The sequence below is a fragment of the Akkermansia sp. UNK.MGS-1 genome, assembly GCF_000980515.1.
GTDB lineage: Bacteria > Verrucomicrobiota > Verrucomicrobiia > Verrucomicrobiales > Akkermansiaceae > Akkermansia > Akkermansia muciniphila.
Genome location: NZ_LBCB01000007.1, coordinates 126,422 through 140,316, shown reverse-complemented (window position 1 = coordinate 140,316; position 13,895 = coordinate 126,422). Strand labels below are relative to the sequence as shown.

Annotated in this window: 13 protein-coding genes; 8 read left to right on the top strand and 5 right to left on the bottom strand. The window is 56.1% G+C overall.

Annotated features, from left to right (window positions below; genetic code table 11):
- Together WW58_RS03500 and WW58_RS03495 are read right to left on the bottom strand one after the other, a co-directional pair.
- Window positions 1-1,380, bottom strand: a 1,380-nt coding sequence (locus tag WW58_RS03500; RefSeq protein ID WP_046435427.1) for a hypothetical protein, incomplete at its 3' end; no start/stop codon positions are given.
- A 102-nt stretch (window positions 1,381-1,482) separates the two neighbouring features.
- Window positions 1,483-3,192: a sodium:calcium symporter gene (locus WW58_RS03495; RefSeq protein ID WP_180971956.1), complete on the bottom strand. Its 1,710-nt coding sequence runs from the start codon at window positions 3,190-3,192 to the stop codon at window positions 1,483-1,485.
- A 134-nt stretch (window positions 3,193-3,326) separates the two neighbouring features.
- Between WW58_RS03495 and WW58_RS03490 the strand changes: the two genes are divergently transcribed.
- From WW58_RS03490 to WW58_RS03440, 8 genes are all read left to right on the top strand, one after another.
- Window positions 3,327-3,950 carry a peroxiredoxin gene (locus WW58_RS03490; protein WP_046435424.1) on the top strand — a complete coding sequence of 208 codons (624 nt, stop codon included), beginning with the start codon at window positions 3,327-3,329 and terminating at the stop codon, window positions 3,948-3,950.
- Window positions 3,951-4,232: 282 nt separating this feature from the next.
- The gene (locus tag WW58_RS03480; RefSeq protein ID WP_161994160.1) at window positions 4,233-5,126 is read left to right on the top strand and encodes a mechanosensitive ion channel family protein; all 894 of its coding nucleotides are present in this window, start codon (window positions 4,233-4,235) and stop codon (window positions 5,124-5,126) included.
- 66 nt (window positions 5,127-5,192) lie between these two features.
- On the top strand, window positions 5,193-5,918 hold the full coding sequence (pyrH, locus tag WW58_RS03475; RefSeq protein WP_046435420.1) for a UMP kinase: 726 nt from the start codon (window positions 5,193-5,195) through the stop codon (window positions 5,916-5,918).
- 51 nt (window positions 5,919-5,969) lie between these two features.
- On the top strand, window positions 5,970-6,536 hold the full coding sequence (frr, locus tag WW58_RS03470) for a ribosome recycling factor (protein ID WP_012420357.1): 567 nt from the start codon (window positions 5,970-5,972) through the stop codon (window positions 6,534-6,536).
- 25 nt (window positions 6,537-6,561) lie between these two features.
- Window positions 6,562-6,882: a bactofilin family protein gene (locus WW58_RS03465; RefSeq protein ID WP_012420356.1), complete on the top strand. Its 321-nt coding sequence runs from the start codon at window positions 6,562-6,564 to the stop codon at window positions 6,880-6,882.
- Between the two features lie 729 nt (window positions 6,883-7,611).
- A complete protein-coding gene (locus WW58_RS03450; protein ID WP_022198875.1) occupies window positions 7,612-8,073 on the top strand; it encodes a MarR family winged helix-turn-helix transcriptional regulator in 462 nt (153 codons plus the stop codon).
- Window positions 8,070-8,984, top strand: coding sequence for a DUF1848 domain-containing protein (locus WW58_RS03445; RefSeq protein WP_046435413.1), 915 nt, complete (start codon window positions 8,070-8,072; stop codon window positions 8,982-8,984). Before WW58_RS03450 ends, WW58_RS03445 begins: the two co-directional genes overlap by 4 nt.
- Window positions 8,981-9,916, top strand: a complete 936-nt coding sequence (locus WW58_RS03440; RefSeq protein WP_046435410.1) for a radical SAM mobile pair protein B — start codon at window positions 8,981-8,983, stop codon at window positions 9,914-9,916. The genes WW58_RS03445 and WW58_RS03440 overlap by 4 nt, the downstream gene beginning before the upstream one ends.
- Before the next feature lie 2 nt (window positions 9,917-9,918).
- Here the strand turns inward: WW58_RS03440 and WW58_RS03435 are convergent, their stop codons facing one another.
- The 3 genes from WW58_RS03435 to WW58_RS03425 form a co-directional block, all read right to left on the bottom strand.
- Window positions 9,919-10,488 carry a sugar O-acetyltransferase gene (locus WW58_RS03435; protein WP_046435409.1) on the bottom strand — a complete coding sequence of 190 codons (570 nt, stop codon included), beginning with the start codon at window positions 10,486-10,488 and terminating at the stop codon, window positions 9,919-9,921.
- Window positions 10,481-11,098: an HD domain-containing protein gene (locus WW58_RS03430; protein ID WP_046435407.1), complete on the bottom strand. Its 618-nt coding sequence runs from the start codon at window positions 11,096-11,098 to the stop codon at window positions 10,481-10,483. The genes WW58_RS03435 and WW58_RS03430 overlap by 8 nt, the downstream gene beginning before the upstream one ends.
- A gap of 162 nt (window positions 11,099-11,260) precedes the next feature.
- Window positions 11,261-13,783 carry a M16 family metallopeptidase gene (locus WW58_RS03425; RefSeq protein ID WP_046435405.1) on the bottom strand — a complete coding sequence of 841 codons (2,523 nt, stop codon included), beginning with the start codon at window positions 13,781-13,783 and terminating at the stop codon, window positions 11,261-11,263.
- Between the last annotated feature and the right edge of the window lie 112 nt (window positions 13,784-13,895).

Below are 13,895 nucleotides of genomic sequence, written 5' to 3'. Positions count from 1 at the left end.
CCGCGCCGCGACATCCGCCACTTCAGCCGCCTTGCCCATTCCTATTTCCGTCAGGCGGTTTCCCGCCGCCTTGATGAGCCGCGCGGACAAGTCCTCCGACGGGTTGTCCAGCGTCCCTCCGATATTCACATTGGCCCATGCCAGATTGCCTCCCGCTCCCTGGCGGGAAACGGAAAACACATCGGAAAAACCCGGAAGAGCTTTCCACAGGCCGTCGGCCCGCAGCCCCACCTGCAGCCTTCCGGTCAGCGCCCCCCCTTTCCCGATTTCCAGCCAGCCTTCCACCCTCACCAGGTTTTCACTTTCCACCAGAATATTGGAAATATGCCAGGCGGATTCCTGATAGACGAACTGGGCGGACGCCTCGTGCAGGGGAAGATTCCGAAATCTGGAAGAACCGCAGAACAGAGCCAGCCGGTCTAAAACGGGAAGGCCGGTCAGCATGCCGCCCTGCAACCTGGCAAGTCCGGCCACATGGGTTACGCCGTCCCGTCCGCCGCGCAGGTCTATTCCGCCGCTCACGCTGCCATGGACATGCTTTCTCCAATGGTCTTCCAGGATGGAAGAGACAGGGACACCGTTCACCACCACATTCGCCGTCCAGGAGGAGGAAGAGCCGTCCCAGTCCCCCTTAATGTCCAAATAACCGCCGGCATCCGTAGTCAGGCGGCAGGACGGAATGTTCACCCTTCTGCTGGAATGGTTAAACTGCGCTGTACCGGACATCAGGGAAAACTCCGGGCATCCCTGGAAAGGAAGAAGCAGCTTTCCCCCGCGCACATCAAACCTGTACTGGCTGGAACCGGCGTCATAGGCGCTCTCCACGCGGGCCCCGTCCAAAACATACAGCCGGCCGGCCTCCCCATAGGAAACGGACAGGGAATCAATGCTCCCCTTTTCCAGACGGAACGTATCCGGAAGAATATTCTCTTCCGCCCAGCTCCTGGGCCCTTCCGGCTTTTCCCTGAAACGGAAAGACACGGGAGCGAGATGAAGCTTCAGCTCCGCAATATTGACGGAGGTAATGACAAAAGCGCGCTTCAGCAATTCCCAGCGGCTGAATTCCGTCTCAATATTCCTGGCCTGAAGGGAAGTCAAAAACTCATGCCCCTCCATTACTACGCCGCCGCACCGGATGCCGGAACCGTCCCAGTCAAGGGGATCTATCCTGGCTGTCTCCACATTCATATCATCAACGGCGGACTGTTCCAGCATGGCTAAAAAACCATCGCTCTTCAAGTAGGCCCTGACATACAGATAAGACCCCGCCACCGCAGCAGCAGCCAGAACAAGCAGCCCCAGCACGCCCCACAACAGCAGTTTTTTCCAGACGCTGCCGGTACGGGGCTTTTTCCTGCGTATCCTCCTTATTCTGGACATGATTTCAGCCTATATCAAATCCGGCTCCGGTCAAGCCTCCGGATTGCCTCCCAACTTGCCGCAGACTGCGGGAAACGGGCATCCGCGCAGTCCTTTCCGCGCCTATCGCGGACCGTGGTACACCTTATGCCTTCCGGACGCCATGGTGATGAAAAGCAGAAACAGGGCATAAGCCGCCAGAAACCCCATGGGAATGACCGCCCCATGTTCCCCCCGCCCCAGCGCTTCAATGGGCGCGGCCTGCTTCACCCAGATATTCTGCGCCAGCCAGGCCAGGAAAATCGCCAGCAGCAGCGTAGGCGTCACAAACTTCATGATGAAACGGTAAATTCTGGGAATGCGGATGACGGAACCGTCCTCCAGATCCTTCAACCCCCGGTCCACCCCCAGTTTCCAGGAAAACAGAATCATCATCACCATGGCGCTCACAAAGAAGCACAGCGTGCCCAGAAAGAAATCATAAGTATCCATCGCCAGCAGGTTGCCGCTGTACCAGGCAACGACAAACGTACCCGTAGCCGTAAAAAAGCCCTGCACCACCACAGCCATTTTGCGTTTCAGCCCCATGAATTCCTCAATAAAGGATAGGCCCACCTGCATCATGGAAATGGAGCTGGTCACCGCCGCCACCGTCAGAAGAAGGAAAAACAGGCTGCCGAATACCACGCTGGATCCCATTTTTGCAAAAGCCTGCGGAAGCACCATGAAACCCAGCGCGAAGGTCCCCTGCCCGGCGGCTCCGGCCACTCCCAGGAACGCCACGGCGGCGGGAACCGTCATCATGCCGGCAATGCCCACCTCGCACACTTCATTGGAGGCGGCGGCCGAAAAGCCGCTCAGCGCGATATCCTCCTTCTTTTTTACATAGCTGGCATACGTCAGAATCAGCCCCGTTCCTACGGAAAGGCTCAGGAAAACCTGTCCGGCAGCCGCAATCCAAAGCTCAATGTTTTTCAGGCCGTCCCACAGGGTCACCTCAGTCAGCCTCCGGGTTCCTCCGGACATTTCCACCTGCCGCACGGCTTCATCCATGGCTCCCGCCTGGGAGGCCGAGACCATGGAAACCGTCTTCCAGTCCCCGCTGTTCCGGTCCAGCTCCTCCACCAGCACCTTGCCGGGATTCCACATATACCCCAGCCCCTGTTCGATGCTGCGGTCCGGATAAGAAGGATCCGGCGTGCCGATGCACAAAATGCGCACCAGCAGCACCAGGGAAATCAGAAGCAGCAACGGCATGAACCAGCGCGAAAACATTTCGATGCCCCTGCTGATGCCCCGGTAAATAATCCCCAGGTTCAGAAGGATGACCCCGCTGACGATCCAGAGCAGCCCGTTGTCCGACAACAGGGCGCTCCCGTCGCCGTACATGCCCGTGAAACTGAAAAAAGTCTGCGCCGTCCCCTCCGCCGTGGCAAAAACCTCCGGGCAGGTGAGCATCTTCCAGAAATAGCCGCAGCACCACGCTTCCACCACCATGTAATAAAAGGCCACGGAAGAAGGCCCCAGAACCGCCAGCACACCCAGGAACTTCCACAGCCTGGACCCTTTGGTCAGGTACCAGAACACGCCGGGGGCGCAATGGGCGCCCATCTGGCCGCCGCGCCGCCCGATGGACCACTCCGCCCACGCCACGGGCACGCCCACCAGAACCAGCATGAGGCCGTAAGCCACCATGAAGGCGCCCCCTCCGTATTGGGCAGCCAGCCCCGGAAAGCGCAGAAAATTTCCCAGCCCGACGGCACTGCCGGCCACAGCGAGAATCACGCCTATTTTTCCGGACCACTCGTCTTGTTGCGCCTTTGAGGATGACATGGAGGGAATACTGACAAAAAAAGCTTCATTTTCAAGAGAAAACAGGCTCTTTTGGAACGAACGGGATATCATTGCCGCTTGACTTTCGTCCGTTTTTTGGAATCATTCTTTTAGAACCAAACCAAAAAACAACCATGCTTCTCATAGGAAAACCGGCACCTCATTTCAGCGCTAACGCAGTAGTAAACGGTACCATCGTACCGGATTTCAGCCTTGACCAGTTTAAGGGCAAAAAGTACGTAATCCTGTTCTTCTACCCGAAGGATTTTACCTTCGTGTGTCCTACCGAGCTAATCGGCTTCCAGGAAGCCCTGGGCGAATTCGAAAAGCGTGACGTGGCCGTCGTCGGCTGCTCCACAGACAGCGAATTCTCCCACTGGGCCTGGGTCAACACCCCCCGCAGCCAGGGCGGCATTCAGGGCGTGACCTACCCCATCGTCTCCGACATCAACAAGACCATTTCCGCCGATTACGGCGTGCTGGCCGGGGACGAGGAAATTGACGAAGACGGCAATGTGGAAGTCAACGGAGAACTGATCGCCTACCGCGGCCTCTTCCTGATTGACAAAGACGGCATCGTCCGCCACCAGCTCATCAATGACTTCCCGCTGGGCCGCTCCATTGATGAAGCCATCCGCGTGGTTGACGCCCTCCAGCACTTCGAACTGTACGGGGAAGTCTGCCCCCTTGGCTGGCACAAGGGAGACGCGGCCATGACCCCGTCCCACGAAGGCGTGGCCTCCTACCTCAGCAAGTAAGCAGCCCCCCGGCAATATTTCAAGGCCGCTCCCCTCTCCGGGGAACGGCCTTTTTTCATCCCCGCCTTCCCCTCTTCCCAACCAGGCGCCATATCCGGCCATGCATCCGCCGCCTTTCTTGCGCCGGAAACCGCTCCCCTTCTGCGGGATGAACCTGTGCGTCCGCCGCGCCTGAACACCGTGCCCTTTCCGCAGCCGGAGGAACTGTCATAAACCGGGGGGAATACGCGCGCGCCCCTTGAGCCGGGAAGAAGCGTCTGCTACATCCTTCATATGAATCTCATGGCAGACGCATCCTCCAGGGAAGATATCTGGACAAAAACCATGGACTTCCTGAACATGCCGGACTGGCTCAAGCTGGAAATGGTGCAGTCCGTGGGCGCCAAAATCCTGCATGTGGCGGTCTGGCTGGTGATCAGCTGGATACTCCTGAAACTGTTCTGCCAGGTGCTCCGGAAAATCACTGTGCTGAAAATGTCGCCCCAGGCCTCCCGCCTGACGGTAAAAATCGTCAAAAACGCCGGCTACATTATTATAGGCGTGGAGGCCTTTGCCCTGATGGGGTTCGATATCCTGACCCTGCTGGGAGCGGCCAGCATCATCGGCGTCGCCGTAGGCTTCGCCTCCCAGACTTCCCTGTCCAACATCATCAGCGGCCTCTTCCTGGTAGGGGAAAAGCAGATCAACCTGGGGGATATGATTGAAGTGAATGGAATCACCGGGAACGTGGACTCCATCAACCTGATGTCCGTCCAGCTCCGGCTGCCGAACAATACCATGGTGCGCATCCCCAATGAAATGATCATCAAGAATCCGGTCAGCAATATCACCCGTTTTTCCACACGCCGGTGCGACCTGAGCCTGGGCGTGGACTATAACTGCGACATTGAGCATGTCGTAAACGTCCTCCGGGAAGTGGTCAAACAAAACAAATTCTGTCTGGACGACCCCGCACCCCTCATCTCGTTTTCAGGGTTCCAGGACTCTTCCCTGGGCTTTACCGTAGGGGCCTGGTGCCAGAAAGACAATTTCCTGGACTGCCAGAAAACGCTCGCTCATGACATCAAGCGCCGCTTTGAGGAAGAAGGCATTTCCTTCCCCTTCCCCACCCGCAGCCTGGAGAGCAGAAGCCCCATCAAGGTGGAAATCTCCGGACCTCCGGAGAAAAATCAATAAGGAAGCTCTTTTTGCTTTCTTTTTGCCCCGTGAAATTTCAATCTTGTCTGCGTAAAATCCGCATCTATGTCTGACACATCCGCACCAGCCTATCGAAGAATCCTCCTGAAACTCAGTGGGGAAGCCTTGCGCAGCCCCGGCAGCATGGACAACATTTCCCCGGAAATCGTCGCCCGCATTGCTGAAGAAATCGCCCAAGCGCACCGCGCCGGCGTCCAAATAGGCCTGGTCGTGGGCGGCGGCAATTTCTGGCGCGGGGCGAAAGCCAGCGTGCGCGGCATGGACCGCGCCACGGCGGATTACGTGGGCATGCTCGCCACCGTGATGAACGCCCTGGCCCTTCAAAGCGCGCTGGAACGCGCGGGAGTCCCCTGCGTGGTGCAATCCGCCATTGAAATGAAAAATGTCGCGGAATCCTTCATCCGCCTGAAGGCCCGCTCGTATCTGGACAACAATAAAATCGTCATCTTCGCCGCCGGCACCGGCAACCCGTTCTTTTCCACGGACACCACGGCTGCCCTGCGCGCCAGCGAAATCAATGCGGAAGTGGTCATGAAGGCTACCTCCGTAGACGGGGTGTATGATGCGGACCCCAAAAAAGTCTCCGACGCCAAGCGATTCGACACCATCTCCTATCAGGAATGCCTGGAACGCCAGCTCAAAGTAATGGACTCCACGGCCTTCACCCTGTGCATGGACAACAAGAAGCCCATCATCGTATTCGACATGCATACGCCGGGCAACATCACGCGCGCGCTTCTCGGAGAACCGATCGGCACCACCATCAGCTGAACCCCGCATTCCTTTTCAACCCACCAAAAACACTTAGCACCCACCATCATCATGGACGCAGAAACATTATTATTGGAAACGGAGGAATCCATGCTTAAGGCCGTGGACTTCGCCAAACAGGAATTCTCCGGCGTACGCACGGGCAAAGCCTCCCCCGGCCTCGTGGAAAACCTGGACGTGCATGTCTCCAGCTACGGCTCCGTCATGAAACTGAAGGGCCTGGCCGTCATCAGCACGCCGGAACCCCGTCTCATCCTCATCCAGCCCTTTGATCCGAGCACCGTTCACGACATCGGCCGCGCCATCAATGAAAGCAAGCTGAACCTTAATCCCCTGGTGGAAGGCCGTTCCATCCGCCTGCCCATTCCCGCCCTCACGGAAGAACGCCGCAAAGACCTTGTGAAGCTTGTCAAATCCCAGGCGGAAGAAGCCCGCGTGCGCGTGCGCGGCGCCCGGAAAGCCGCCATGGATTCCGCCAAAAAGCTCAAGGCGGAAAACATCGTTACGGAAGACGGCCAGCGCGATCTGGAAACGCAGATCCAGAAGCTGACGGACAAATACGTGAAGGAAATTGACGAGCTGGTGGCCGTCAAGGAAAAGGATATCATGACCATTTAACCCCATCCCCAACCATTTTACGACAATGACAGACAACGTAACCAACTTCCTCGCCTCCGGCATCGAAATCAAGGGAACCATCCGTTTCCAGAATGACATGCACATCGACGGCAAAATCGAAGGCGAAATCATCTCCGACAAGGGAAAAGTCACCATCGGTGAAACCGCCCAAATCAAGGGAGACATCACTGCCGGAGACGTCCGCATCTACGGCAACGTGGAAGGCAAGGTCACCTCTGACCGCTGCGAACTCAAGCAGCAGGCCCGCGTCGTCGGGGACATGAAGACACGCAGCCTCGCCATGGAGGAAGGCGCCCACCTGCTGGGCCGCACGGAAATCGGCTAAAAAACAGCCGCCCTGTTCTTCCCTGGCGTGCCTTGTACGGGCCGCTTCTCCAAAAGCGTAAAAGCACGCCGGGGTTTCTCAGGGGGCGGCGAAAATGAAGAACGGAAAAAGGTACCGCCCTTTTTTCCAAATACCGTTCCCGCTCCGGAAGCGGAATTGCTGGGAGTTCCCGGATCATCTCCCGTTCTTCAGGAAGCGGACGGATGCCGTTTTACACAAATACCCTACGGCAGAAAAACCGCTTCTTTCTTCTGTCCGAACCATCGCCGGATACCGCGCAGGCGCATCGCCGCCTGCGTTTTTTATTGAGTCTCCACGCTCTCTCCCCGCCTCCGGCGAAACATCCGTAACCGGAGCAGGCGGAACTTGCCCTGGTGCAGAAAAGCCCCATCGGGCAAGCTCCCCAACTCCCGTAAACATGGAAAAACGTTTCCCCGGCAGCCACGGGAGCCTGTCTTCCGAAGCCATGCGGCAACAAAACTCTTCTGCCGCGAAACAGAAGATACGGGAATAAAAACGGAAAATGTCCCGGATTCTTGAAAGGCCGGCATCCATTGCCGCTCCGGCGCCGTTTCCGGAAATTTGCCTGGCCGCGCAAAAAGCCGTCCCTATCCCCCGCCTCTTTATCTGGAGCTTTATATTTGGGGCTTTACAAAAAACGAGCGAAGAGCTACATTCTTTTTGTCAAATATCAGACTATCAAATATCATACTTTACCCATCTCCGCCTATGAACAAAGAGAGCGTCAATATCCACGTAAACAACTACTGCCGGCTGCGGGACAAACAATATGCCGTCTATACGGAATACGCCAGAAAACACGGGTTAACCACCAAAGAGCTGTTTATTCTGGATATCATCTATTTCGCTCAAAGCGGCTGCACGCAGGCTGGGATTTGCGAACGCCTCTCCGCCACGAAGCAAACCGTCAGCGCCGCCATCAAAAAATTCTGGAAGCTGGGGTACCTTTCTTTTGAAGAATCCAAAACCGACCGGAGAATCAGGCTGGTACGCTTCACCGCAGCCGGAAAGGAATACGTGGAACGCATCATCCCCCCTGCCGCGCAGGCGGAAAACGACGCCATGGCGGAATTGAGCGGAGAACAGCAAGCGGAACTGGTCCGTTTAACCGACCTTTTTTCAGAACAAATGCGTCTGAAATTTCAATCCATCAACAAAAACACGCTATGATTATCAATACAGGAGGACGGACAGACACCGTCCAGTATTACACCCGCTGGCTGCTGAAGAGGTTTGAAGAAGGCTATGTCCTTTCCCGCAATCCCCTGTTCCAGCATAAGGTGACCCGTTATGAACTGACGCCGGACCAGGTGGACTGTGTTGTGTTCTGCTCTAAAAATTATGCTCCCATTCTTCCGCATATCAACAGCATCGCCGAGCGTTTCCATACCTACTTCCACTATACGATTACGGCCTACGGAAAGGAAATTGAACCGGGTGTTCCCGGCATTGATGAAAGCATGGCCACGCTGGCAAAACTTTCGGAAATTGTCGGAGCAAACCGCATCGCATGGCGGTATGACCCGGTATTGCTGACAAATGAATATACCGTCAGAAGGCATCTGGAGACCTTTGAACGCATGGCGTCCTTCTTATCCGGCCACATCGACCGCTGCATTTTCAGCTTTGTGGAAATGTACAGGAAGCTGCAAACCAACATGCCGGAACTAATCCCCCTCACGGAAAAAGACAAGGAGGAGCTGGCGGCCGGGCTGGGAGCAATCGCGGCCAAATATAAAATCCCCATTCAAACCTGCGGAACCAATGGCGATTACACGCGTTACGGCATTTCATCCTCCGGCTGCATGACCCTGAACATTCTGGGACAGGCCAACGGCGTTCAATTCCGCAACCTGAAACATCAAGGAATGCGGCAGGGCTGCCATTGCATTGAGAGCCGGGACATAGGAGCGTATGACACCTGCCTTAACGGCTGCAAATACTGCTATGCAAATACGAACCGGCAAAAGGCCCGTGAAAATTACAAACTCCATGACCCGGACTCTCCGTTGCTGCTGGGGCATCTGCGCCCTTCCGATACCGTGCAGCAGGGAATGCAAAGGAGCTTTTTAAAACCATGAACGCTGATGCAATCAAAGTAAGGGAAATTCAGGTAAAGAGCATCCTGTCAACGTCAAATCTGCCTGTGACCGATTACTCGGTCAATCCTTACGTGGGCTGCCCCCACGCCTGTAAATACTGCTACGCCTCGTTCATGAAACGGTTCACCGGTCATCCGGAACCATGGGGAACCTTTCTGGACGTCAAATACTGGCCGGAAATACGCAACCCCGGGAAATACGCGGGAAAACAGCTGTTTATCGGTTCCGTGACCGACCCTTACGGACCTCAGGAAGAAATCTACAAAAGAACAAGGGCGCTCCTGGAACAGCTTCAAGGCAGCGGCGCGGAAATCAGTATAGCTACAAAATCCGATTTGGTGCTGCGGGACCTGGATTTGATAAAAACATTTCCCCATGCCCGCGTTTCCTGGTCCGTCAACACGCTTGACGAGCGCTTTCAGGCAGATATGGACATGGCGGTGAGCATCTCGCGGAGGCTGGCCGCCATGAAGGCCTTCCATGAGGCAGGAATCCGCACCACCTGCTTCATCTCCCCCATTTTTCCGGGCATTACGGATATTCCGGCGATTGTGGAGCAGGCTGAAGACAAATGCAACCTGATCTGGCTGGAAAACCTGAATCTGCGGGGCAGCTACAAATCCGTAATTCTGGAGTACATCAACAAACGCTATCCGCACCTGGTGCCCCTCTATCGGGAAATTTACCAGAAAGGCAGCCGCGGCTACTGGGAAGGACTGGACGCAGCAATACGGCAGCTGGCGGAAAAACGGGGGTTGCCGTACCTGCGCAATGACGATTCCATGCACCGGCCGTTCAACGAACCGCCGGTTATCGTGAATTACTTTTACCATGAGCAGATCAAACGTTCCGGCATGAAAAGAGGGGCGCTTCCGAATCCGCCGCCTCCCGCGGCGGCCTCCAGCCGTTGATGTCAAAAACGCCTGATAACCCTGCATGGACTCCCAACAGCAACGCAGCCGGCCGGCACAGAATGAGTAACGACACTTCCCGCTCCAATGACGCAGCCTTTTCCTATCCTCACACCTGGCAGTAGAATGCTGCCGCCTCCAATCCATACCTGATCCTCAATTTCTATTGGCAGTGCATAGGTGCGGAAAAATGTTCCCTTACCTTTTTTCCACCCCGTCACAAGGCGTTCCTGGGGCAAGACCGGATGCGAAGCCGTATAAATCTGAACATTGGACGCAATCAACACCTGGCTGCCAATGCGGATGGGCACATTATCCACCAAAGTGCAGTTCATGTTGATGACCACGTTGTTCCCTAAAAAGATGTTTTTCCCGTAGTCGCAATGAAAGGGCGTATCTATCATCACGTTATCCCCAATCCCACCCAGTAATTCCCGGAGAATTTCACTTCTTCTCCGCGTATCACTATATGCGGAAAAATAATATTCCCTTGTCAATTCCCTCGCCCGGGCGATTTGCCTTAGCGCATCGGGATGCGCCGTTTCCAAAAAATCTTCCGCTTCATCACACATGGCTTTCCTCCTGGCGGAAACTGTTTTCAACGACGCCCGGCAGAAGCTCATAAATGGAACAGCCCGCTTTTTTCTCAAAGAACGCCTTGAGCTGCAGAATTTTTTTCCACCGGTCCACCGTAAACGGATGCACTCCATACCGGAGTGTCACATCTACAAACCGTTTTTCCAAAAGGCAGAAACCTGTCGGCATGGCCAAAGCGTCACATAACTGGACCAGGCGGTCGTAGTCGTCATAGACCGCGTTCTCTACAAAATTTTTCATGAACAGGTAATCCTCCCCACTCACGTCAAACGTGCCGATGGAAGTATTGATATCCTGTATCATAAACGCATGGGAAATACAAATCTGCGCCGCCTTTTTCCAGCCTCTTGCCGCACAATAGCGGTACCCGTCTATCAAATGCTTTTCGGAACTTACTCCGGCATACCGTCCAATATCATGCAACAGCCCCAGGACATAAGCTTTTTCACCGGATAACCCTTTACAGTGCGAGGCTATATTTTTACAGGCTTCCGCCACATAGCGGGAATGTTCCGCCCAGCCCCCCGGGTTGGATTTATACGCTTCCCTGATTGCCCGTTCCGCAGTTTTCCTGTCCGGCTCCATCTCAGTCATGGCTGCCACTATAGCGCATCACCACTAAAATAAAAATCACGATTCCGCTACACCCCTCCCCCAGCCTTCAGATGATGTAACGCAAAAATATTCCTTTTTATTTAATCCTGCCTTTTTCCCGGACAGGGAAAAAGGAAATGATTTTCCGGGGAATTACTCCCCGGCAGGCGAACGCACGATGGACCAGGAACGCGGCTGGGCGGGATCCAGCACCTTCCTGATAAAGGCGTTCATCCGGGCCAGATCCATATTCCTGATAGCGTCCGTCTGCTGTTCAAACGCTTCCAGAGGCAGACCGAACAGGATATCCAGCGCCAGCATCTGGCACAAAGTTCCATTCGACTGCATGGCCAGCAGACGGGAAGACAGGGCGGCCGCCCTGGTGCGTTCCAGTTCCTCCTCCGTCATGCCCTGTTCATCAATCATCTCCAGTGTTTTTTCCAGCCTCCGCCCGGCTTCCTCCAATTGTTCCGGGGAGGTGCCCAGATAGAAGCAGATGCCTCCGGCATCCATGCCGATGAACAGGGAAGAACTGGCATAATAGGCCAGTCCGGCCTCCTCCCGGATATTGGTGAAAACGGGACCGGCCATATCACTGCACCAGGACTGGAACAGCAGAGCCTGGGCCATCTCCGGGGAAGCCACGTCCACGCCCGGCACCCCCACTACCAGCACGGCCTGCTGTTTATCCAGAACGGCCACTTCCCGGCCGGCCCGCAGCGCGGGCGTGGGAGTCAGGGCTGGAGGCGTTCCCGCCCTCATGCCTCCCAGATGTTTTTCCAGAAGAGGCAGGACCTCCTCCTTCCTGACATCTCCGGAAATGCAAATCACGGCGTTGGAAGCGCAGATAATGCGTTCATACTGTTTTTTGATGTCCTGAACCGTCAATGAAGACAGGCTTTCCGGCGTGCCGGAAGGGGAATTCCCATAGGAAACATGCCCGTAAGCCACCTTCCGCTCCTGCCGGAACGCCACGGAAAGAGGGTCTTCCATATCCTCCTCCGCATCCGCCACAAAAGATTCCTTTTCCCTCAGAAAGGCGTCTTCCGGGAAAGACGGATTCATGACCACATCCGCCATCAGCTCCAATCCGGCGTCCAGGTCTTCCGCCAGAACCTGACATCCCACGCTCAGGGAATTGTTACCGGTGGACGTGTTGATGGCTCCCCCGATGTCCTCCAGAAAACGGGCTATATCCGCCGCGGAACGGGTGGAGGTTCCTTTCAGCAGGCACTCGGACATCAGGTCCGTCACCCCGGCGTCATGCTCATTCTCCGCACGGCATCCAGCCTTGAACGCCATGCAGGCATAGGCCAGCGGCAGGCGATGGTCTTCACGGATCACCACCTTCATGCCGTTGCCAAGAACATGCTCGCTCAGGGCCGTTCCCGCAGAGGCGGAGGCCCTTTCTTCATCCCCGGCGTTGCTGCCCGGGGGGTCCAGGCTGACTTCCGTCACATTCGGGGAAGACAGCCAGGTGGAACAAACGCGGTGCAAATCTTCCGTAGTCACCCGTTCAATAGCTTCCTGCCATTCGGAAGACAGGTTCAAATTGCGCGAGCCGAACCAGTCCGCCCCCATTTCCGAGGCCACCCCGGAAGCGGAACTCCTGCGGCGCAGGCGACTGACCCGGGTCTGTTTGCAAACTCTCTTCAGGTCCTCCGTAAAATCCTCTTCCGCCAGATTGCGAAGCTCCTGAAGCACCAGGTCCCGCACCTTGTCGCGCTGGGCGCGGTCCACGTCCATGCTGATGGTAAACGCCCCTTCATCCGTCTCAGACTGGTTGGAATGCACCTCAATGCTGTACACCAGGCCCAGGCGGTCATGGAACTTTTCATAAAAACGGGCGGAACGTCCGCCTCCCAGAATGCTGGACAGCGCGGAAAGGGCTGGCGTATCCGGATGGGCGGAACAGGGCAGGCGCCAGGCAAGGTGCAGCTTGGAGTAAGGCACGGCAAACTCCTTCCGCACCCTGCGGGAACCGAACTGGTGAGGTTCATGGGGAATGGGTTCCCGGTTCAGGGGACGGGATTTCAGGTCTTCCACCAGCAATTCCAGATGGGAAAGAATCTCCGCGGCATCCACGTCCCCCGCGATGGAAAGAACCACGTTGTTCGGGACATAACGGCTGGCATGGTAATCCAGCACGTCCTGCCGCGTCAGGCAGTCAAAGGCGGCGCGCTCACCCAGCACGGGCCAGCGGCGGGGATGCTTAAGATACAGCGTCTGCATCAGAAGCTGGTAGGCCACGGAATCGGGATCATCCGCATACATGGCCATTTCCCGGTGCACCACCTCCTTCTCCCGCTCCATCTCGTCTTCCGGGAACGTGGGAAAAAATACAAGCTCCGTCAGAAGATTCAGGAAAATCTGCCAGGACTCCGCAGGGCCGTCTATATAGTACACGGTGCGGTTCACGCTGGTGTACGCATTCCAGTGGCCGCCGCGTTCCTGCACCTTGCGGGCCAGTTCCTGCCCGGAGAAATGCGCCGTTCCCTTAAACACCAGATGCTCCAGCAAATGGGAAAGTCCGCTCCCCTGCCAGTGCCCCTCATTCATGGACCCCGTGCCTACCCAGTACTGGAGGGACACTACGGGATGAGACTTGTCCTCCTTAATCAAAACCGTCAAACCATTTCCAAAACGGCGCGTCACAGGTTCCTTGGCTGAACTCATGTTCCCTACCGTGCCTCAAGAAGGCGCCCCATGCAAGCCGGCGCTCCGTACGTGCCCCCGGACTGTCAAACTTACCCCGGAGGCCAAAAGCGCGTCCTCATCAAAAAAACCG

Coding starts and splice junctions, on each gene's coding strand:
- WW58_RS03495 (WP_180971956.1), bottom strand. CDS start 3,192: ATGTCATCCTCAAAGGCGCAACAAGACGAGTGGTCCGGAAAAATAGGC.
- WW58_RS03490 (WP_046435424.1), top strand. CDS start 3,327: ATGCTTCTCATAGGAAAACCGGCACCTCATTTCAGCGCTAACGCAGTA.
- WW58_RS03480 (WP_161994160.1), top strand. CDS start 4,233: ATGGCAGACGCATCCTCCAGGGAAGATATCTGGACAAAAACCATGGAC.
- pyrH (WP_046435420.1), top strand. CDS start 5,193: ATGTCTGACACATCCGCACCAGCCTATCGAAGAATCCTCCTGAAACTC.
- frr (WP_012420357.1), top strand. CDS start 5,970: ATGGACGCAGAAACATTATTATTGGAAACGGAGGAATCCATGCTTAAG.
- WW58_RS03465 (WP_012420356.1), top strand. CDS start 6,562: ATGACAGACAACGTAACCAACTTCCTCGCCTCCGGCATCGAAATCAAG.
- WW58_RS03450 (WP_022198875.1), top strand. CDS start 7,612: ATGAACAAAGAGAGCGTCAATATCCACGTAAACAACTACTGCCGGCTG.
- WW58_RS03445 (WP_046435413.1), top strand. CDS start 8,070: ATGATTATCAATACAGGAGGACGGACAGACACCGTCCAGTATTACACC.
- WW58_RS03440 (WP_046435410.1), top strand. CDS start 8,981: ATGAACGCTGATGCAATCAAAGTAAGGGAAATTCAGGTAAAGAGCATC.
- WW58_RS03435 (WP_046435409.1), bottom strand. CDS start 10,488: ATGTGTGATGAAGCGGAAGATTTTTTGGAAACGGCGCATCCCGATGCG.
- WW58_RS03430 (WP_046435407.1), bottom strand. CDS start 11,098: ATGGAGCCGGACAGGAAAACTGCGGAACGGGCAATCAGGGAAGCGTAT.
- WW58_RS03425 (WP_046435405.1), bottom strand. CDS start 13,783: ATGAGTTCAGCCAAGGAACCTGTGACGCGCCGTTTTGGAAATGGTTTG.